Here is a 20,390-nt window from a genome sequence, read left to right on the forward strand (position 1 = left end):
TAAAATTAATAACCATGGTGCGCATATATATTCTCCTCGCGATTGTCGCGGTGGCATTTAGTATTTACACCCTGGTCACCGCGATTATGACCCCGCGAGACAGTGTGCGCACGCTGCCGAAACACATTTGGTTGCCGATTATTGTGCTGCTGCCGGTGCTGGGCAGTGTGCTGTGGTTTATTTTTGGGCGCCCGAAAGCAGCAGCAGGCCAGGCGAGTGGTAATGCCTATGACACCGCGCCGGGCGGTTCCGCGGCAACAGTAAATGAAGAGCTGAAGGCGCAGCGTGTTTCGGCCTCTGACGACAAAATTTCCGAGCTCGAACGGCGGCTGCAGGAGCTTGACGCTGAGGCTGCTGCTGCCGAGCATCGGGCAGCTGGGGTGGATCCGGCGGCGCAGCAAAACCATACCGGGCAGCCGGCCTCGCAGCCGCAGCAAGCAGATCCGGCTGAAAACCAAACCGCAGCCGGAAACCAAACCCCGGCGACAACCAACGCGCCAGAAGATCCCGCCGACACTGCAGAAGGCCGCCCTCTGTGAGTACTTTATATTGCGCCGCAACCATCACCGCAACCCGGCTCTTTGCGCGGCTGACACAGCTGGGGCTCACCGATGTGGTGGTGTGCCCCGGGTCTCGCTCCCAGGCCTTAGCGCTGCGGGCGGCGGCGCTCGAAGCCAGCGGCCTGATCAGGTTACACGTTGCGATTGATGAGCGTAGCGCAGCCTTTTACGCGCTCGGCATCGGCAAAGAAACCGGCCGCCCCGCGGTGGTGATTGTAACCAGCGGCAGCGCTGTGGGAAACCTGCTGCCAGCGGTAATGGAAGCCCACGCCGGAAGAGTGCCGCTGCTGCTTTTAACTGCTGATCGACCTGCTCGGCTGCATCGCCGCCGCAGCAGCCAAACGATTTTACAAACCGGAATATTCACACCGTTTTTGCGTGCCGAACAGGCTTTTGAGGTGCCGGGGTTGGCTGATCCACACACCGCACCGTACCCAGATTTCGACGCGCTAACCGATGCGCTGTGGGCTGCTGCCTGCGGCGGCGAAGGGCAGGAAGCGCCCGGCCCTGTGCAGCTAAATTTGGGGCTGCAGGAGCCGCTCGCTGCCGAGCTACCTGAAACAGTCACTGCAGCGATCACCGCCGCCGCTCAAACTATGCCGGTTGCGGCAGCAACTTCGTTTGAGCAGCTTGCGGGCTCCTCCTTCGAAACCTCCGTGCTGCCGGCCGCGCCGCAGCTTTACAGCTACACTCTCGACAGCACGAAGCGCACCGTGATTATTGCCGGATCCGGAGCTACAGCCGCCGCCGAAGCCTTTGCGCACGCCGCGCACCTACCGCTGCTGCCCGAGGTTGTGAGCGGGGTGCGTTACGGCCGCGAAGCGATTGCCTGCTACCAGCGGCTGCTGCAAGACGCCGAAACCATTGAGATGATTGAGCGCGTGGTGATTTTCGGCCACCCCACCCTGACCCGCGAGGTTGCGCGCCTGGTAGAGCTGACGGACAAAGAAATCATCGTGGTTGATCCGCACCTCGGAGAGCACTACGGGCCGCCGCACGCGGTGCAAACCCGCGAAATTCACCTCGCAGCAGACTACGACACGCAAGCGCAGCACACCTGGTTAGGAATGTGGATCCGCGCCGCCCGAGTGCTCGCCGCAGAGGTCTCTACGGTGCACGAGCCAGACACCGCACTAGCCCGTGAAAACGGCTATAAAGAGCGCAGTGCGTACGCCCGGCAGGAGCTCGCTGCGAAGCGCGAAAAAATCACCCGAGAGTTGCTGGTTGACAGTGTCTGGCGCGCCACCTGGCCGCACGACCGCCTGGTTGTTGCCGCCTCCCGGCTGGTGCGAGTGTTAGATCGGGTGGCGCAGCCGCGGCCCGTGCAGATTCACGCGAATCGCGGGGTTGCGGGAATTGACGGCACCGTCGCCACCGCGCGGGGAATCGCCGCTGCCTCGCAAGGCAGCGAGAGCCCGGCGGCAGCTGCCGGGGTGACCCGGGTGCTGCTGGGGGATCTGGCGCTGCTGCACGACGCCGGCTCGCTGGCGCTAACCCCTGGTGAGCCGCTGCCGCGGTTGCAGCTTTTCGTTGCAAACGACTGTGGCGGCACGATTTTTAACGGCCTGGAGGTGCGTGAGGTTGCTGCCGACGCGGCTTTCGCGCGGGTAATGACAACCCCCCACAGCGCTGATTTCGCGGCTCTCGCCGCGGCTTACGGCTGGGAGTATCACCTGCTGCAGACTCGTGGAGAGCTAGAAGATTTCCTTACCGGCCCGGTTACCGGCCCGGCGCTTATTGAGGTGCCGTTCACGGCCTAACCCCGCTTGTGCAGTGTGCGCTGCCCCGTGCTGCACCCCGGCTTGCGCAGCGCCCGCTGCCCTCGTGCCGCACCCCGGTGCTGCGCTATTTATGGCGCAAACGCCGCCACAATCGGCGCAAACTTCGCAACTGTTTCCGCGTACTCCGTGGTGATCTCGCTGCCCGCTACCAACCCCCCGCCGGCGGTTGCGGTCACAGTCCGAGTCGCGGCGCTGCTCGCGGCGGAATTTGCGCTGCCATTTGCGGTGGTGGATCCATCCTCCCGCATTATAGCCTCCGGGTCACCAGGCAGCGGCGACACCTGGGCACACCTGAGCGCCAGCGCCCACTCGCCATCACCGGCGGCGCTGATCCACCCTACCGCACCCGCGTAGCGGCCCCGATCAAAACTCTCAACCCGCTGCAACAGCGGCACTGCAGCGGTCGTTGGGGTGCCGGCAACCGCGGCGGTCGGGTGCATTGCCGCAACCAAATCAAGACAGGAAATTTCACCAGAAATTTTCGCGTTAATATCGGTGGCACGATGCCACACGTTCGGCAGCCCAATCACGAGTGGTTTCGTGTTGGTGTCAAGTTCGGTCACCAACGGAGTCAGGGCATCAATTACGCTTGCCGCAGCAAACTCGTGCTCTGCAGTGATCTGTGCCGAATGCAGCAGCGAATCACCGGCTGCAGCGTCAGCAGTGGCGTCAGTGGTGTCGCGGGGTGCGGTGCCTGCAAGCACTCTGGTGCGGACGCTTCCCTGAATAGTGCGGGCGAGAGTCTCCGGCGAGGCTCCAAGGAAGCCGTCAATCGCGAAAACCGCGCACTCGCTGTACTGCTGCGCGAGCCGGGAAAGTGGGATGCGCAAATCAGCAGTTACCGAAATCTCGGCGCTAATCTGTCGCGAGAGCACCGCTTTTTGGACGTTGCCTGCCGTGATTTCCTGCAGCAGCGTGGCCGCTGCGGTGCGGTATTCCTGCTGTTGTGCGGTGGTGCCGACAGGGCGCAAATCGCAGCCCCGCCAAGTTGCGAAGTCAAGCGCGGTTGCAGTGAGTGGCGGCAGCGGTTGCGGAATCTGCCCGGCGGCGGAGCGCTGCACCGTGGTAATAAAAAACTCGTCATGGTGGCGCTGCACAATAATCTCCGGCACCACCAGCAGCGAGATGCTGCTACTGTCGTCGCCATAAGCGATAGTGCCGAAAGCCACCAGGCCGCTGCCAGGCACCTGTACCTCGTCACTAATTTGAGCCGCCGCCACCAGCTGTTCCCACTGGGTTTGCAACTGGGTGAAGCGTTCCGGGCCAGCGGCTTGCAAAGTGACCGCTGCGCCGATTCCAACCGCGGCAGCGTGTGATTGCACCCACACCAGAGGATTGTGTGGATCAGCGTAGCGCAACAGTTGAGCGACGGTTTGCGTCTGCTCAGACGCCGGCAAGCGGCGGCTAGTCACAACTAAAGGAACAGCACTCACCCGTCTAGCTTACCGCTTGTGTGATAGTTCTGCGGTGCTTGCCAGGAAATCCGGGTAGCATAGAGAGCGTGAATCGCCCTAACGTTGAAACGAAAAAAGCCGCAGATGTGTCAGGCATGTTTGACACGGTTGCCGAGAAATACGATTTTACGAACGATCTGCTGTCGCTGGGTATTGATCGCCTGTGGCGGATCGCCGCTGTTAACGCGGTAGCGCCGCAGCCAGGGCAGCAAATTCTAGACCTTGCCGCCGGCACCGGCACCTCCAGCGCAGCTCTCGCAAAGCGCGGCGCGGCGGTTACCGCAGCAGACTTCTCTGAGGGGATGCTCGCTGTGGGTCGTAAGCGCCACGCCGATAACCCGCTTTTGGAGTTCGTGTGGGCAGACGCCACCGAGCTGCCGTTTGATGACAACACCTTCGACGCCGCAACCATCTCTTTCGGGCTGCGCAACGTGCAAGATGTTGCTGCTGCTCTCAGCGAAATGGTGCGGGTGGTAAAACCAGGCGGGCGCGTCGTGGTGTGCGAGTTCTCAACCCCCATCGCGCCGTTGCGGGCACCCTACAACTTCTATAGCTCTCGGTTACTACCGTGCATCGCCGGCAAAATCACCGGCAATAAAGCAGCTTACGAGTACCTCAACCAATCGATTGAGAGCTGGCCAAGCCAGGAGTTGCTCGCTGTAAAACTGCAGCAGGCAGGCTTGGAGCGGGTGCGATACCGCAACCTCTCCGGCGGTATCGCGGCGCTGCATCGCGGCTTCGTCCCCGCAAAGGCTGCGCAGAAAGCAGAATAAACAATGACTGAAAAGATTACAATCGCAACCGCAACCCAAGCGTTGCCGGGTAAACTTTTTCAATCCGTTGCGGAGAAACGCAAAGTTAAAGAGCTAGAAGCGCAGCTCGCCGAGGTGGAGCAGGGGCTGCTTGAGCAAACACGCTTCGCTTCACCGGTCGCGGATGCCGCTGCACGCTACCTCGCCGAAGCCGGCGGGAAGCGGATCCGCCCTCTGCTAACTCTGCTGACCAGCCAGCTAGGTGACGGCGTTAATGACCGGGTGCGTACTGTTGCGCAGGCGATTGAGCTCACCCACCTGGCGTCGCTGTATCACGATGATGTGATGGATGAGGCTGGCACCCGGCGCGGGGTTCCCACCGCGCACGTGAGCTGGTCAAACTCGGTGGCTATCCTTGCCGGAGATTTGCTGTTTGCACGAGCCTCCAGCCTGGTTGCCGGCATGGGTGAAGAAGCGATTCTGCTGCAGGCTGAGACATTTGAGCGACTGTGCTTGGGGCAGTTGCACGAAACTGTTGGGCCGCAGCCAGAAGACGATGAAGAAGCCTTCTACCTGCAGGTGCTCGCAGATAAAACGGGCGCGCTGATTTCATGCGCTGCTCGCATGGGCGTGCTGGTTAGCGGAGCGCCGCGGGAATACCTCGACCCGGTAACCGAGTACGGTGAGGCTATTGGCCTGGCTTTCCAACTGGTTGACGATGTGATTGATTTGTCTCCGGCGAAACAAGACACGGGCAAACGTGCCGGTACCGACCTGCGCGCCGGAGTTGTCACCTTGCCACTGTTGCTGCTGAAGCAGCGCGCCGCAACAGATGCAGCCGCCGCAGATTTGCTGCGCCGCATCGATGAGGGTGTTGCAGCGGTTGCCGCCGGCGCCGCCCCCGAGGTAATGGATGCCGAGGTTGCCGAGCTGTATCAGCACGAAGTCACCGCAGCAACCGCGGAGCGTGCCCGGCAGATTGCCACTGCCGCCACCACTGCGCTGGCTCCGCTGCCGCAGGGTGCGGTAAAAACTGCCCTGGTGCGGTTGGCGGAAACCATCGTCGATCGCGTCGGATAGTGCACGGCACGTGACAGTGCGCGGCATGATATTCGCTACAAGTTTGTGATAGAGAAGCAACGCCCGCGATACCCCGCGGCAGCAAAGGATAAACACTCAGCATGACTGCAAAAGAACAAATGCGTTTGGCGATTGTGGGCGCCGGGCCGGCTGGTATTTACGCCGCTGACATCCTGTTAAAAACCGAGCGTGATTTTGATGTTGCAGTTGATTTGTTTGAGCATCTGCCGGCACCGTACGGCCTGGTGCGTTATGGGGTGGCGCCAGATCATCCACGCATTAAGGGCATTGTGAACGCGCTGCGCGAGGTGTTAGACGCTGGAAATATTCGCTTCTTCGGCAATGTGCACTTTGGGCGCGACATTACCCTCGCCGATTTGCAACAGCACTATCACGCGGTGATTTTCGCCACCGGGGCGGTGACTGACGCGCCACTGGTAATCCCCGGTATTGCCGCCCCAGAATCATACGGCGCGGCAGACTTTGTGAGCTGGTTTGACGGCCACCCCGACGTGCCCCGCAGCTGGCCGCTGCAGGCGCGCGAGGTCGGGGTTATCGGCAACGGTAACGTGGCGCTAGACATCTCGCGCATACTGATTAAGCATGCTGAAGATCTGCTGCCGACAGAGATTCCCGACAACGTGTATCAAGGGCTGCAGCAAAACCCTATCGAAACACTGCACGTCTTCGGTCGTCGGGGCCCGCTGCAGGTTAAATTCACTCCGCTGGAGCTGCGCGAGCTCGGCGAAGTGCGTGACGTTGACATGGTTTTGAATCCGGCAGACTTCGAGCTCACCGACGACCACCTGGAAAGCCTGAAGAACAGCAATAAACAGGTGCTGGTGATGAGCCGCATCTTCGGGCAGTGGCTGCAAACACAGCAGCAGCGGGAAGCTGGTGAGCTGCCGCGCGCATCGCGACGCCTGGTGTTCCACTTCTGGTCAAAGCCGGTTGCAATTGAAACCGATGCTGCAGGGCACGTCACCGGCATTAAAATTGAGCGCACTCGCCCTGACGGCACTGGCGGAGTTATCGACACCGGAGAGTTTACGGTAGTGCCTGTGGGTGCCGTGTATCGCGCGGTGGGCTACTTCGGATCTGCGCTGGAGCAGGTGCCGTTTGACGAGCTGCGCGGTGTGATTCCGAACAACGCTGGCCGGGTTGTTACGGCTCCTGGCAGCGACGAGCAAGTGCCTGGCATGTATGCAACGGGGTGGATCAAGCGCGGCCCGGTGGGGCTTATCGGGGCCACCAAATCAGACGCGCGTGAAACCCTCGAGGGGCTGCTGGCAGACTGGCAAGAAGGCAAAGTGTGGCAGCCGCAGCGACCCGAACCAGAGGCCATCGAACAGCTGCTGACTGCTCGCGGCGTGCAGTACACCGACATCACCGGGTGGCACCAGCTGGACGCGCACGAAATCAGTCTCGGGGAAGCTGCGGGGCGAGAACGCATCAAGGTTGTGCCGCGCGCAGAAATGCTAGACATCAGCCGCGCAGACTAGCGCTCGCGTGGTGGGCCGCAGCGTGTGCCTAACATGCTGCTCGTTCATGGTGCCGTGCGTTGACACTTAACCGCGCCGTCTAGCGCCGTGCCCGCCTAGCATCGCGCCCGCGACACGTGCCAGCACGAACCTAGTTATCGCGCAAAAACAGCCCGATAGTCTCAAAGTGGTGGGTGTGCGGGAACATATCCAGTCCGCGCAGCTCCACCAGTGTGTAACCGCCCGTCTGCAACAGTTGGGTGTCTCGCGCGAACGCAACCGGGTCGCAGGCAACGTAAATCAGGTTTGCTGGCTGTAGCTCAAGCAGCTGCGCCACGGTTTTGACGCCAAGGCCAGAGCGGGGTGGATCAGCCACCACAGTGGCGCGCCGCAGCTTTTCACGGGTAAGCGCAGAACCGCGCAGCAGATCCGCAAGATAATCCTCGGTGCGCGCAGTTAGCGCTTGGGCGCCGGTGAACTCTGAGAGGTTTTCCGCCGCTAAATCAGTAGCAGACTCTACCGCCTCAATGCTGGCAATCCGGGCACGCTCCCCGGCAGTATCCAGAAACGCGGCCGCCAGCAACCCCACCCCGCCATACAGGTCGAGGTTATTGGCGCTCGGGTCAAGCCGCTCCCCAAGCGCGGCGGTGGCTCCCGCAACCTCCGCGTAAAGCCGCTCTGCAGCGCCGGTGTGGACCTGCCAGAACCCGCCGGCGCGCACCTGAAACTCGCTGTCAAACACGGTCTCATACACAACATCATCAGCGCCCACCGGAGCTGCCTCACCGTGATAGGTGAGCAGCATGCGAGCATCCGCGCTGTTTGGGGCAATCAAATCAACTGCCGCGACATCCGGCATGCTCTCCCCGAGCGGTGCGAGCGGCAGCAGCTCCGGCACCGCCAAAGGCAAATCGGTGACCGGCACCACGCGATGGCTGCGCGCCGCGTAGGGGCCAACCACCCCGGTTTCGCGATCCACCTGCAACCGCACCCGGGTGCGCCAGCCGAGGCCGCCTGCATCATCGTCTCCCGCCAGCGGCAGCACCTCAAACTCTGGCATTTCGCTCGCCGCAATTTTGCCCTGGCGCTGCAGCGCGTCAGTAAGCACCCGGGTTTTCAGCTCCCGCTGGGCCGCAAGCTCAATGTGGCCGAACTCGGCGCCGCCGGCACGCCACTTGGGTTTACGGTCAATGCTCGCCGCATGCCAGATGTGCGGCACTCGCTCCGGCGCGGCCTGCAACACCTCGGTTGTCACCGCTCGCGCAAAATTCTTTTTAACCTCGGTTAGCTCCGCGCGCACCGTTTCGCCCGGCATGGTATCGTGCACAAAAATAACGCGCCCCTCGTGACGGGCGATAGCCACACCGCCGTGCGCGATGCCTGTCACCTCCAGGGTAATTTCGGTGCCGGTTTCAAGTGCTGCTGCGGAGTTAGTCATGGTATCTATTGTCGCAGGTTTTAGCGCCTGCGGTGCGAGCGGGTTGCGGTGCGGGCCCGACCTGAGCGCTAAAACTGCCACCACGGCGCCAAGGCAACTAGACTGGCAGTATGAGACTCGTGTTAGCTTCCACCTCCGCCGCTCGCCTAGCTGTTTTGCAGGGAGCAGGAATCACCCCTGCCGCGCGCTTCGCCCCGACAGTAGACGAGGAGGCCGCGCTTGCCGCTCATCAGGTCACACAAAACCGGGTGCTATCCGCCGCTGAAACTGTGCAGTTTCTTGCGCGTATCAAAGCCGAGAGCGTGATTGCGGCGCACGGCGCCGCGGCAGACGGTCTGGTGTTGGGAGGCGACAGTATGTTTTTGTTAGACGGCGAGATTCTCGGTAAGCCGCACCTGCCGGAGATCGCGATGAACCGCGCCCGCGCGCACCGGGGTAAAACCGGGGTGCTGTATTCCGGGCACTGGCTGGCGGAGTGCCAAAATGGCGAGATTGTGAACAGTGCCGGCCTGGTAGACACTGCCACGGTGCGCCTTAACGCAGATGTCACCGACGCTGAGCTGGCGGCTTATATTGCGACCGGGGAGCCGCTGGAGCTCGCCGGCGGCTTTGCGATTGACGGGCTTGCCGGGGCGTTCATCGACAGAATCGAGGGCACCCCAAGCTGCGTCATGGGCCTGTCGCTGCCGGCGCTGCGAGCCCTGATGCAACAGCTGGGTCACGAATATGTTGCGCTCTGGGGTGAGAACGGCGAAAATAGCAGGTAACTGCTTCACAATGACGAGGGGATAGCATGACAGATTACACAGACCGGCATGGCAACGCGCACGCTTTCGGAGACACCGCAGAGCAGCGTCAGGTGCGCGAAAACGATCGCGGATACGTTTTCCACTCCTGGTCAGCGCAGGCGCAGATTGATCCACTGCCAATTGCTAAGGGCGAAGGTGTGCGGTTTTGGGACTATGACGGCAACGAGTATCTAGACTTTTCCTCCCAGCTGGTGAATCTTAACCTTGGGCATCAGCATCCGGAGTTGGTGCGGGCGGTGCAGCAGCAGGCGGGGCGGTTGGCGACAATTCAGCCGGCTGTCGCCAATGATGTGCGCGGTGAGCTTGCGAAACTGATTGTGGAAAACAGTTTTGCGGGGGCGCGCAGTGTGTTCTTCACCAACGGTGGTGCGGAGGCAAACGAGTACGCGGTGCGGCTGGCGCGGCACCACACCGGGCGGCAGAAAGTGCTGTCCCGCTACCGCAGCTACCACGGTTCCACCGCCACCGCGATCAGCCTCACGGGGGAGCCGCGCCGTTGGGCGAACGGAGTGCTTGATGCGAACGTGATGCACTTCTTTGGGCCGTACCCTTACCGCTCAGAGTTCCACGCCACCACTCCAGAGGAAGAAACCGCGCGGGCGTTAGCGCACCTGGAGCACACCATCGAGCTGGAGGGACCGCAGACTATCGCCGCGGTGGTGTTGGAAACCGTAACCGGCACCAACGGGATTCTGGTACCAACCCCGGGCTACCTTGAGGGTGTGCGCGCACTCACAAAGCGGCACGGCATTATGCTGATCTGCGACGAAGTGATGGTTGGGTTCGGCCGTACCGGTAGCATGTTTGCTTTCCAACAGTTTGACATTACCCCTGATCTGGTGACCTTCGCCAAGGGTGTGAACTCCGGTTACGTGCCTCTCGGCGGAGTGATTATTTCAGAAGAAGTCCACAACTCTTTCGCTGACAAGCCGTTCCCGGGCGGGCTGACTTACTCCGGGCATCCGCTGGCCTGCGCCGCTGGCGTTGCCACTTTTGAGGTGTTTGAAAGCACGGGGCTCCTCGCGCACGTGCGAGATCTCGGGGAGCGGGTGCTGGCACCGCGGCTAGCGGAGCTGGCAGCAAAACACCCGGCTGTCGGTGAGGTGCGCGGCCGCGGGCTGTTTTGGGCTTTGGAGCTGGTGGTGGATCGCGCAACTCGCGAGCCGCTTGTCCCGTTTAACGCGAGCGGTGCGGCTGCTGCCCCGATGAGCCGCGTTGTTGCTGCATGTAAAGAGGCGGGGCTGTGGCCGTTTGCCGCCGGTAATCGCTTGCAGATTGCGCCGCCGCTGATTATTTCTGAGGCTGATCTGTTGCGCGGGTTGGAAATTATCGACGCGGCGCTAGATGTGGCAGATGCTGAGGCGGAGGCGCTGCGCGCACAGTAAACCCTACAGCATAAGCTAGCGGGGGCACCGAATGAAATTCGGTGCCCCCGCTGTGTTGCAAGCTGCGTGCCGCTGCTGTTTAAGCGCCAAGCAGTTTCTGAATGCGCTGCACACCCTCAAGCAGTGCCTCATCGCCCAGCGCGTAGCTGAAGCGGAGGTAACCGCTTGGGCCGAATGCTTCGCCCGGAACCGCTGCCACTTCAGCTTCTTCGAGGATGATCTCTGCGAGCTCCACAGAGGTGTTTGCGATCCTGCCGTTGATTTCTTTACCCAGCGCTTCGCTGACGTCAACATATGCGTAGAAAGCGCCGTCAGGCATCGGGCAGTTAAAGCCCGGCACCTTGTTGAGCTCGGCAACAATCAGCTTGCGGCGGCGGTTAAACGCCTCACGCATTTCCAGGATTGGTTCTTGCGGGCCGGTGAGGGCCGCAATCGCTGCACGCTGTGCAATGTTGTTAATGTTGCTCGCTAGGTGTGACTGCAGGTTCGAGCAGCCCTTCATCACGTCCTGCGGGCCGATGATCCACCCTACGCGCCAACCGGTCATCGCAAAAGTCTTAGCAACACCGTTTACCAGCAGGGTCTGCTCTGCTAGTTCTGGCACTGCCGCAACGATAGAAGTAGCGGTGACCCCGTCGTAAGTAAGGTTCTGGTAAATCTCATCGGTGATAACCCAGATGCCGTTATCGTATGCCCAGCGGCCGATAGCAGCAGTCTCTTCCGGAGTGTAAACCGCGCCTGTAGGGTTTGAAGGAGACACGAAAACCAGCACCTTGGTGCGCTCGGTGCGCGCCGCCTCAAGCTGCTCGACGGTGACCTTGTAGTTTTGGTCAGCACCGGCAAAAACTGGAACTGTAACGCCGTCAGCCAGGGCGATTGCCTCTGGGTAGGTTGTCCAGTATGGCCCAGGCAAAATTACCTCGTCGCCCGGATCACACAGAATCTGGAACGCCTCGTAAACCGCCTGCTTGCCGCCGTTGGTCACAATAATCTGCGCCGGGTCGACGGTGATACCGGAGTCTTTTGCGGTTTTTTCGGCGATGGCAGCGCGCAGCTCTGGCAGACCGTTAGCTGCGGTGTAGCGGAAGTTAGCTGGATCATCAAGCGCAGCGCGAGCCGCATCAACGATGTGTGGCGGCGTTGGGAAATCTGGTTCGCCCGCAGCGTAGCTGATGACTGGCCGGCCTTCTGCTTTGAGAGCCTTAGCTTTCGCATCTACTTTGAGGGTTGCTGACTCTGCGATTGCAGAGATTTTTTTAGAGAGTCTAGTTTTAGTGTTCACCCTTTTATCTTACGACTTTCGGACGTAATTTTGAGATTAAATTCGACAAGTTGCTCGCAATGCCGTAAACTTTCACGAGTAGCTAATAATTTTGGTGCTGCAAACGTTCAGGAAAGGACGCTACAGTACTAAAAGAAGCTATCTAGGGCGGTGGCACAATTGGTAGCGCAACGGTCTCCAAAACCGTCGGTTGCAGGTTCGAGTCCTGTCCGCCCTGCCAGTTACTTAAACTAGTTGCTAGAAAGGAAGATGCGTGAGCAGCACAGATATCGAGCAGGCCCACACTCCCGCAAAAAAGCGCGGTGAGAAGAAGCCTAACTTCGTGTTGCGCATCATTCTTTTTATCAAGCAGGTTATCGCCGAGCTGAAAAAGGTAAACACTCCAACCTGGAAACAGCTGCGGAACTACTTCTTCGTGGTACTCGGCTTCGTGATTGTGATGATGGTTTTTGTCACCCTGCTTGACCAGCTGTTCGGGTTCTTAACACTGTTTGTATTCGGCACTGCCGTTTAGGCATCTGCTAAAAATCAAGGGCAAGGCTGATTAATATGACTAACAATTCAATTGAGGAAAGCCTGGAGGGCGCTCTCGATGCACTGGCAGCAGGCGACACCACTGCCGCTGCGCCGCAGGTAGAAGAAGTAGATCCTTACAAAGAAATGCGTCGCGAGCTGCGTCGCAAGCCAGGCAAGTGGTACGTCATCCATAGTTATGCCGGTTATGAGCGTAAGGTTAAAGAAAACCTGTGGAACCGCCGTGAAACCATGGGCGCCGTAGATGACATATACGAAATTCAGGTGCCGATGGAAGACGTCATGGAGGTCAAAAACGGCCAGCGTAAAATGGTTACCAGGGTGCGTATTCCGGGCTACGTTATGGTGCGCATGAACCTTAATGAGGATACCTGGTCAATTGTGCGTCACACTCCTGGCGTCACTGGCTTCGTGGGTAACGCCAACAACCCGGTGCCACTGCGGTTTAACGAGGCATTTGAAATGCTGAAAACAACCTTCGAGATGGAAGCTGAAAACAAGTCTAGCGCTGCTGCTCGCGCAGCCGCAGCAGGCAATGTGGAAATCGACTTCGAGATTGGCGAAACCGTTACCATCAAAGACGGTTCTTTCAACGGTCTTCCTGGCACCATCAGTGAAATCAACTCTGCAAGCGGAAAACTCACCGTGCTGGTGAGCCTGTTCGAGCGTGAGACTCCTGTTGAGCTCACTTTCGGGCAGGTCGCAAAAATGATCTAATCAGTCGGCTGCTATGTCATATCGGTTGCCGCAGCTTAAGTACGCTGCACGCACTGATATTGGCAGTTATCGGCAGGTAAATGAAGATGCTATGCTGTGCGCCGGCCCGGTATTCTTGGTCGCGGACGGTGTCGGTGGGCATGATGCCGGTGAAATCGCAGCCGCCGCTGCAATCGATGCCTTCACACATCTGACGCAGCACCCTTATGTCTCGCTTGACGCGGTAGGTGCTGCGTATGCGCGCGCTCGCGCTGCGGTAAATCGCATCTCCGGCACTACCGAACAGGGTGCCGGCACCACCCTCACCGGGATTTTCCTAACCCGACAGGAGCAGGGCTTCGCCTGGCTTATCATTAACGTTGGCGATAGTCGAGTTTACCGTTTTCGTGACGGCAAACTGCAGCAGATTACGGTAGATCATACGCTTCGCAACGAGATGCTCGCCAGCGGGGTGGCGCTCAATGATCCACGCTTGCCCGCGGGTAACGTGATCACTCGGGCGCTTGGTAGTGGCGCAGATACTCTCGATACCTGGCTGCTGCCGTTGACCGCGGGTGAACGTCTGCTGGTGTGCAGCGATGGCCTCACGGACACGCTCTCAGATGCAGAAATAGCCGCTGGGCTGGCCCTCGCGGTCACCGAGACCAGCGCCAACTATTTGCTTGATACGGCACTCGAGAAGCTGCCGCGCGATAACGTCACGCTGTTGCTGGTTGACGTGCTTGATGCTGGACAGCACCAGCAGCTGCAACCTGGCGTGGCCACCGCCGAGAAATTTATTGATGATTGTGACACAGCTGATCTCACTGCGACGGTACAGCAGACAGCAGAGTACGGCAAAGGTTTGTAGCACAGCTACAGAATTTTTAGGTAATTCCAGGTTGTAGCTGGATCCACCATATTATAGATATAGCAATTTAAGATGTCCTAGCGATGACCCGCTGCACCACGGTGGGGTCGCACCTCAAAGGCGAACCAGGAGAAGTTCATGACAGTTGAGACCCTCGTCGCAAATGCTCACAAGGCATATCGCAGCTGGTCCCGTGCACCGCGTGAAACTCGTGCGTTAGCGCTCGAAGCAATTGCTGATGGCCTAGTTGCCAACAGCGAAAAGCTCGTGGCGATTGCGCGGGAGGAGACTAATTTGCGGTTGGATCGGCTCACCGCAGAGCTGCACCGCACCAGTTTCCAGCTGCGACTCTTTGCAGAGGTGCTGCGAGATGGCGTCTATCTTGACGTGCGTATCGACGAAAAAAACCCTGACTGGGCGACTGGGCCGCGGCCGGATCTGCGACGCACCAACCAGGCGCTGGGGCCGGTGGTGATTTTTGCGGCAAGCAACTTCCCGTTTGCCTTTAGCGTTGCCGGCGGTGATACCGCGTCTGCTATTGCCGCGGGCTGCGCGGTGATTTTGAAAGCGCACAACGGGCACCCGGAACTGTCACGGGAGACTGCCGCAGTGGTGACTTCCGCGCTGCACAACGTGGGAGCGCCGGAGCACCTTTTCCAACTGATTGAAAGCCGTGCCGATGGCATTGCAGTGTTGCAGGCGCCGGAGATCAAAGCCGGTGCTTTTACCGGGTCGATTCCTGCGGGGCGAGCTTTGTTTGATATTGCAACCTCACGCCCAGAGCCGATTCCGTTCTTCGGTGAGCTCGGTAGCTTGAACCCGGTTTTCGTGACCAAGCAGGCAGCGCTACACCGGGAAAATCAGATTGCGCTGGAGTACCTCAGTAACATCACTCTGGGATCAGGGCAATTCTGCACCAAGCCGGGCATTATTGTGGTGCCGCGAGATTCCGGGCTGTCACAGGCGATTGCGACTGCTGCGCTGCCGGAGGGGCAAAAACTTTTGAATGAGCGCATCCACCAGGGTTATGTTGATACCCTGCAGGAGCTGCAGCAGCACACTGCAATCGAGCTTTTGGCCCAGGGTGATGAACCATACGACACCGCTCCGGGGCCAACGGTTTTGAGTACCACGGCCACTGCGATTCTTGACAACTATGAAGAAATTTGTCGCGAGTGTTTCGGCCCCACCGGGCTGGTTGTGACGTACGAAGACGAAGCTGAGATGCTGGCTTTTGCTCGCATCCTCGACGGGCAGCTTACCGCCACAATCTGTGGCGAAGAAAACGACGAAATTGTAGCGCCACTGCTTGACGAGCTTCGCGAAAAAGCTGGCCGAGTGCTCTGGAATCAGTGGTCTCCGGGGGCGGCAGTTACCTATGCGCAGCAGCACGGTGGGCCATATCCCGCAACCACCGCGGTGAGCTCCACCGCAATCGGTACCGCCGCGATTTATCGGTTCTTGCGCCCGGTCGCTTATCAAGGCTTCCCACAACAATTTTTGCCGGAAGAGCTACGTGACAAGCCGCAAACCCCGCTGTTACGCCGCGTCAACGGTGTGGTTGGCGGCGTCGAAAATCAACACAGCAAGTACAAGCCGCTGTAGGCACGCGCTGGCGGCGCCAGCTCGGGTGGCGCCGCAGTGCTGAGCTGTGCAGGATGCCTGTGCGCTCCGGGTCTGGCCCGCACAGGGATACAGCTCTTCGGGTGCCGAGCTGCCACGGCCTATAGTGCGCCGTGGCAGCCGCACAGCTAGAATGGAATGCGGAGGTTTAACTAAGGTGGCGAACAATTCACACAGTGCAGAAACCGCGGCTACGGCAGCGGGTCGCGCAGGCAAAATCAGAGTCGGCGTGATCGGTGGGGGGCAGCTGGCGCGGATGATGATACCGCCAGCAACCCACCTCGGCTTAGAAATCAGTGTGCTTGCAGAAGCCCCTGGGATGAGCGCTGCCCGGGCCGCAGACGCGGTCGGTGACTGTCGTGATGCTGCAACCGTGATGCAGTTCGCCGAAACCGTAGACGTCATCACCTTTGACCACGAACACGTGCCGCAAGAAGTGCTGGCGCAGTTGCTTGCCACCGGAGTGCAGGTGCACCCGCAACCACACTCACTGCAGTACGCGCAAGACAAAATCTTGATGCGACAAAAACTCAGCGAAATCGGGGTGCCGGTGCCAACCTGGGCCACGGTGCAAAACCCGGCAGAGCTCGACGCTTTCTTGGCGCAGGTGGGTGGTAAAGCGGTTGTGAAAACCGCGCGTGGTGGCTACGACGGTAAAGGGGTGCGGGTAGTCACGGCTGCAGCTGAGGCCGCAGATTGGTTTGCGGCACTGGAGGCTGATCCAGTTAGCGATGCGCTGCTGGCAGAAGAACTGGTGCCGTTTGAGCGGGAGCTGTCACAGCTGGTAGCGCGTCGCCCCAGCGGGGAAGTAGCCCTGTGGCCGGTTGTTGAAACCGTGCAGCAAGACGGAGTGTGCGCCGAGGTTATTGCCCCGGCTCCGGCAGTGGCAACCACCGCGGCAAAACTACAGGAAGCCGCGGCCGCTATCGGGCGCCAGATCGCCACCGGCCTGGAAGTTACCGGAGTGATGGCGGTGGAAATGTTTGAAACCCTAGACGGTCGCTTGCTCGTCAACGAACTCGCGATGCGCCCGCACAACTCCGGACACTTCTCAATCGAGGGCAGTATCACCAGCCAGTTCGAACAGCATCTGCGGGCCGTCACCGACCTGCCGCTGGGCAGCACCGCCATGACCCGCCCCGCAGCGGTTATGATCAATGTTTTGGGCGGCCCGGCAGAAGGCCCGATGCCGGTGCGCTACAATCGTGCATTGGCGGCGCATCCGGCGGCGAAGTTCCACAGCTACGGTAAGGATTCACGACCGGGGCGTAAGGTTGGACACGTCACCGTTATCGGCGACGACACCGCCCAGGTTTTGCAAGCTGCTCGTGCAGCCGCGGCCGAGATGGAAAACGGTTAGGCGGATCCGCCACCGACCGAACCGCCGCGCACAGCACGGGATTTAACTTTCCAACCACGCAGGTAATAAAAGGCACTATGACAGGCAGCTGCGTAGCCAGCTAGAAGGAGCAGAAATGACCGAGCAACAGCCAGTTGTTGGCGTGATTATGGGCTCAGACTCTGATTATCGCGTGATGGCGGATGCAGTGCAGATGCTCAGAGAATTTAAAATTGCACACGAGGTGCAGGTTGTGAGTGCTCATCGCACCCCGGATGCGATGTTTGACTATGCGAAATCAGCGGTCTCAAGGGGGCTGAAGGTGATTATTGCCGGAGCAGGGGGAGCAGCACACCTGCCGGGAATGGTCGCCTCAATGACAACCTTGCCTGTTATTGGAGTTCCGGTGCCGCTGCACACACTTGACGGCATGGACTCACTGCTGTCAATCGTGCAAATGCCCGGCGGGATTCCGGTCGCTACAGTGTCGATAGGCGGAGCAAAAAACGCGGGTATTTTAGCTGCTAGAATAGTCGGAGCTTTTAATCCTGATGTGCAACAAAAACTTGCTGCTTATGCTAGTGAGCTTACTGCACAGGTCGAAGCTAAGAACGCGGCGCTACAGCAACAAGTTGCCGCTGAGCTTTAACTGCTGCATTAGATGTGCTGTTGTTGCGCGCAGCACTGTTTGGCAGTGAGTGCTTGTTCGTAGTTTAGATTATTTTTCGAGTTACAAGGTGACGAGGATATGGTAGAAAAACCAAGTTTTAAGAGAGTGAGACGCCTTGCTGCAGTGATGGCAACAGCGGGAGCGTTGGCCTTTACAGTGCTGACCCCGGCTGAGGCGGCCGCATCCTCTGATTTTAATCCTGGGCGCATTATTGAGGATGAGCTGTTTTATGATGGCCAAGCGATGTCTGCGCAACAGGTACAAAACTTTTTGAATCAGCAGGTGCCGCATGGCACACCGCGTAGTTTACGTAATTACAGCCAAGCTACCACGGGTAAGCTGCCTGATGCCTACTGCCCTGGCGGGTACCTTGGTGCGGGTTCAGAGACTGCAGCAGAGATTATCGCGAAGGTTGGGCGCGGCTGCGGTATTAGCCAAAAAGCACTGTTAGTGATGCTGCAGAAAGAGCAGAGTCTCATCACTACAGTATCTCCTAATGATTACGCTTATCAGCGTGCGATGGGGTACGCTTGCCCTGACACTGGACCAAATTTTGGGGCAAACTGTGACGCTAGTTATTTTGGGTTCCAAAATCAGGTCTGGCATGCAGCGCGGCAGTTGAAACGCTACCGCGACAGCGGACAGTTTACCTGGTTCCCTGTTGGAGGGTACGCTAATGTGCAGCATCACCCAAACCCGAGCTGCGGTACACAGCGAATTCGCATCGAAAACCATGCCACCGCAGGGCTTTACTACTACACCCCGTACGTGCCAAATAGTTCAGTGCTTGCTGGACGCCCCGACAACTGTGCAGCATACGGTAACTATAATTTCAATAAGCTTTATAAAAAATGGTTCGGAGACGCTGTCAACATTAGTGTGGATCAGAGTTTTAGGGATCTCTACAACAGCAATCCTGGGCATTATGGGAAACCAGTCAGCGGCGCGGTGACAGTAACTGGTGGAGTTATTGAGCAACGCTTTGAGCATGCCACACTTTTTGCTGCTCCAGGGCAGCAGATTGCAGCGGTGCGCGGCGGTATCCGCAACTACTATGATTTGCAGGGCGGATCAAGCAGTCGGTTCGGGGTGCCGCGGGGTAATGAATATGCTGAAAACGGAACTTACCGACAGCATTTCAGTAATGCCCATGCAATCTGGACTCCGCACACTGGAACCGCTTTCCTGGTTAATGGCTTCAAAGAGGCATATCTGAATCAGAAAAATAACCTGCCGACGTTGCTCGGGGCTCCTTATGGTGTCGAGGAGAAAGTTGCGAATGGTGTGCAGCAACGCACGCAGCGTGGCTATATGTTCTGGTCACCATTGACAGCAGTGACCTGGACACGCAACGGGTTTGCAGCGGAGCACAAGCGTTTGGGCGGTGCCGCAGGGCAGCTTGGTTTCCCGTTAAATATGGAACATCAAGTTGGCAATCATATTGTGCAGCACTTTGAATACGGCACCGCATATTACACTCCTCGTACTGGGGCTTACGCTGTCGCTGGCGATATCCACGACATGTACCAGTACCAGGGCGGCCCTAACAGTACAATTGGGCTGCCTACAGGAATCGAATCTGCGGTGCGTGGCGGCACTAAACAAGAGTTTGAGAACGCTACTATCTACCGCACCACAGATGGCACTGTGGGAGTTGTAAAGAACGGTATTCGTGCTTACTTTGATCGTCTCGGAGGCCCAAATGGCAAGCTCGGGCTGCCGCTTGGTGTCGAAATTGTTTCGGGTGATAGAGTGATTCAGCACTTCGAGAACGGCAATGTATACTGGTCACCACGTAATACGGTAGCCGTTTACGGGGCATTCCATGGTGAGCTGATGGCTGATGAAGAGTTGGCTTATCAGAAGTATGGTTACCCACTCGCTGAAGAACAGCGCATCGCCGGCGGTTGGGCACAAGAGTTCCAACAGGCTACAGCCTACTGGTCACCTGCTAGCGGGGCCGGTTTCCTAAAGGGTGCTTTCCGCTACGAATATAATCGGCTAGGCGGTACTAACAGTTGGCTGGGCTTCCCAGTCGGTGCTGAAGTGCAAACCGGTGAAGGGTATCGTCAAGATTTCCAACACGGAACTGCATATTGGACACCACAGCACGGGATTATTTACGTGAAGGGCGCGATCCGCGGTGCACATAAAGAAAACGGTGCGGAAACTGGTAGTTTCGGCTGGCCACTGAGCGCAGAAATTAATGAAAACGGGGGCTGGAGCCAAGAGTTTGAAAATGGCACAGTCACTTGGGCTCCTGGTATCGGTATCGGATTCGTGCAGGGCGACTTTAGAGATTTTTATCTTGAAGCAGGAGGCAGCGGTAGCTGGTTGGGGCACCCTCGCGGGTACGAGATTCGCAGCGCACACGGTACCAGACAAGAATTCCGCCATGCAACCTTGTTTAAGCAACGCAGCGGAGAGATTGTGTTCGTAAAAGGCGCTATTAGATCTGAGTTCTTGAGAACGGGAGCGGAGAATGGCCGTTTCGGTTACCCAATCTCTTCAGAGGAGAGCCTCGGGAGCGATACTTATCGGCAAGAATTCCAGAAGGTTGTGGTTACTTGGACTCCTGCTGCAGGATTAGAGGTGCAGCCGAAATAATCATTCAGTTGTGATTTAGCGTTATTCC

17 protein-coding genes and 1 tRNA gene are annotated in these 20,390 nt (G+C 58.7%); 15 read left to right on the forward strand and 3 right to left on the reverse strand.

Annotation, left to right across the window (positions count from 1 at the left end; genetic code table 11):
- The first annotated feature begins 14 nt into the window (after positions 1–14).
- Positions 15–539, forward strand: a complete 525-nt coding sequence (locus F5897_RS03795; RefSeq protein ID WP_183304528.1) for a PLD nuclease N-terminal domain-containing protein — start codon at positions 15–17, stop codon at positions 537–539.
- Positions 536–2,320 carry a 2-succinyl-5-enolpyruvyl-6-hydroxy-3-cyclohexene-1-carboxylic-acid synthase gene (menD, locus tag F5897_RS03800; RefSeq protein WP_183304529.1) on the forward strand — a complete coding sequence of 595 codons (1,785 nt, stop codon included), beginning with the start codon at positions 536–538 and terminating at the stop codon, positions 2,318–2,320. The genes F5897_RS03795 and menD overlap by 4 nt, the downstream gene beginning before the upstream one ends.
- Before the next feature lie 89 nt (positions 2,321–2,409).
- On the opposite strand, the gene F5897_RS03805 is transcribed toward menD, so the two are convergent.
- Positions 2,410–3,774 carry a chorismate-binding protein gene (locus F5897_RS03805; protein WP_183304530.1) on the reverse strand — a complete coding sequence of 455 codons (1,365 nt, stop codon included), beginning with the start codon at positions 3,772–3,774 and terminating at the stop codon, positions 2,410–2,412.
- 68 nt (positions 3,775–3,842) lie between these two features.
- Between F5897_RS03805 and ubiE the strand changes: the two genes are divergently transcribed.
- The 3 genes from ubiE to F5897_RS03820 all read left to right on the forward strand — a co-directional run bounded on the left by ubiE (position 3,843) and on the right by F5897_RS03820 (position 7,129).
- Complete coding sequence (ubiE, locus tag F5897_RS03810; RefSeq protein ID WP_183304531.1) at positions 3,843–4,568, forward strand: bifunctional demethylmenaquinone methyltransferase/2-methoxy-6-polyprenyl-1,4-benzoquinol methylase UbiE; 726 nt, start codon at positions 3,843–3,845, stop codon at positions 4,566–4,568.
- 3 nt (positions 4,569–4,571) lie between these two features.
- Positions 4,572–5,627, forward strand: coding sequence for a polyprenyl synthetase family protein (locus F5897_RS03815; protein WP_183304532.1), 1,056 nt, complete (start codon positions 4,572–4,574; stop codon positions 5,625–5,627).
- A gap of 101 nt (positions 5,628–5,728) precedes the next feature.
- Positions 5,729–7,129 (forward strand): FAD-dependent oxidoreductase, encoded by a 1,401-nt coding sequence (locus F5897_RS03820; RefSeq protein ID WP_246332226.1) that lies wholly within the window; start codon positions 5,729–5,731, stop codon positions 7,127–7,129.
- 130 nt (positions 7,130–7,259) lie between these two features.
- On the opposite strand, the gene F5897_RS03825 is transcribed toward F5897_RS03820, so the two are convergent.
- A complete protein-coding gene (locus F5897_RS03825; protein ID WP_183304533.1) occupies positions 7,260–8,546 on the reverse strand; it encodes a class I SAM-dependent RNA methyltransferase in 1,287 nt (428 codons plus the stop codon).
- A gap of 110 nt (positions 8,547–8,656) precedes the next feature.
- On the opposite strand from F5897_RS03825, the gene F5897_RS03830 reads away from it, so the two are divergent.
- Together F5897_RS03830 and F5897_RS03835 are read left to right on the forward strand one after the other, a co-directional pair.
- Positions 8,657–9,313: a Maf family protein gene (locus tag F5897_RS03830; protein WP_124824789.1), complete on the forward strand. Its 657-nt coding sequence runs from the start codon at positions 8,657–8,659 to the stop codon at positions 9,311–9,313.
- A 26-nt stretch (positions 9,314–9,339) separates the two neighbouring features.
- Positions 9,340–10,740, forward strand: coding sequence for an aspartate aminotransferase family protein (locus F5897_RS03835; protein ID WP_183304534.1), 1,401 nt, complete (start codon positions 9,340–9,342; stop codon positions 10,738–10,740).
- Positions 10,741–10,819: 79 nt separating this feature from the next.
- Here the strand turns inward: F5897_RS03835 and F5897_RS03840 are convergent, their stop codons facing one another.
- Positions 10,820–12,022 carry an aminotransferase class I/II-fold pyridoxal phosphate-dependent enzyme gene (locus tag F5897_RS03840; protein ID WP_183304535.1) on the reverse strand — a complete coding sequence of 401 codons (1,203 nt, stop codon included), beginning with the start codon at positions 12,020–12,022 and terminating at the stop codon, positions 10,820–10,822.
- A gap of 144 nt (positions 12,023–12,166) precedes the next feature.
- On the opposite strand from F5897_RS03840, the gene F5897_RS03845 reads away from it, so the two are divergent.
- The 8 genes from F5897_RS03845 to F5897_RS03880 all read left to right on the forward strand — a co-directional run bounded on the left by F5897_RS03845 (position 12,167) and on the right by F5897_RS03880 (position 20,362).
- Positions 12,167–12,242, forward strand: a tRNA-Trp gene (locus F5897_RS03845).
- 33 nt (positions 12,243–12,275) lie between these two features.
- A complete protein-coding gene (gene secE / locus F5897_RS03850; RefSeq protein ID WP_124824792.1) occupies positions 12,276–12,536 on the forward strand; it encodes a preprotein translocase subunit SecE in 261 nt (86 codons plus the stop codon).
- A gap of 35 nt (positions 12,537–12,571) precedes the next feature.
- Positions 12,572–13,273: a transcription termination/antitermination protein NusG gene (gene nusG / locus F5897_RS03855; RefSeq protein ID WP_124824793.1), complete on the forward strand. Its 702-nt coding sequence runs from the start codon at positions 12,572–12,574 to the stop codon at positions 13,271–13,273.
- Between the two features lie 13 nt (positions 13,274–13,286).
- Positions 13,287–14,123 (forward strand): PP2C family protein-serine/threonine phosphatase, encoded by an 837-nt coding sequence (locus F5897_RS03860; RefSeq protein WP_183304536.1) that lies wholly within the window; start codon positions 13,287–13,289, stop codon positions 14,121–14,123.
- Positions 14,124–14,261: 138 nt separating this feature from the next.
- Positions 14,262–15,728, forward strand: a complete 1,467-nt coding sequence (locus F5897_RS03865) for an aldehyde dehydrogenase (NADP(+)) (RefSeq protein ID WP_183304537.1) — start codon at positions 14,262–14,264, stop codon at positions 15,726–15,728.
- Positions 15,729–15,903: 175 nt separating this feature from the next.
- The gene (locus F5897_RS03870; RefSeq protein ID WP_343048788.1) at positions 15,904–17,106 is read left to right on the forward strand and encodes a 5-(carboxyamino)imidazole ribonucleotide synthase; all 1,203 of its coding nucleotides are present in this window, start codon (positions 15,904–15,906) and stop codon (positions 17,104–17,106) included.
- Between the two features lie 115 nt (positions 17,107–17,221).
- On the forward strand, positions 17,222–17,734 hold the full coding sequence (gene purE / locus F5897_RS03875; RefSeq protein ID WP_124824797.1) for a 5-(carboxyamino)imidazole ribonucleotide mutase: 513 nt from the start codon (positions 17,222–17,224) through the stop codon (positions 17,732–17,734).
- Between the two features lie 99 nt (positions 17,735–17,833).
- Positions 17,834–20,362: an LGFP repeat-containing protein gene (locus F5897_RS03880; RefSeq protein ID WP_183304539.1), complete on the forward strand. Its 2,529-nt coding sequence runs from the start codon at positions 17,834–17,836 to the stop codon at positions 20,360–20,362.
- Positions 20,363–20,390: the final 28 nt, after the last annotated feature.

The organism is Canibacter oris, assembly GCF_014197205.1.
Lineage (GTDB): Bacteria > Actinomycetota > Actinomycetes > Actinomycetales > Microbacteriaceae > Canibacter > Canibacter oris.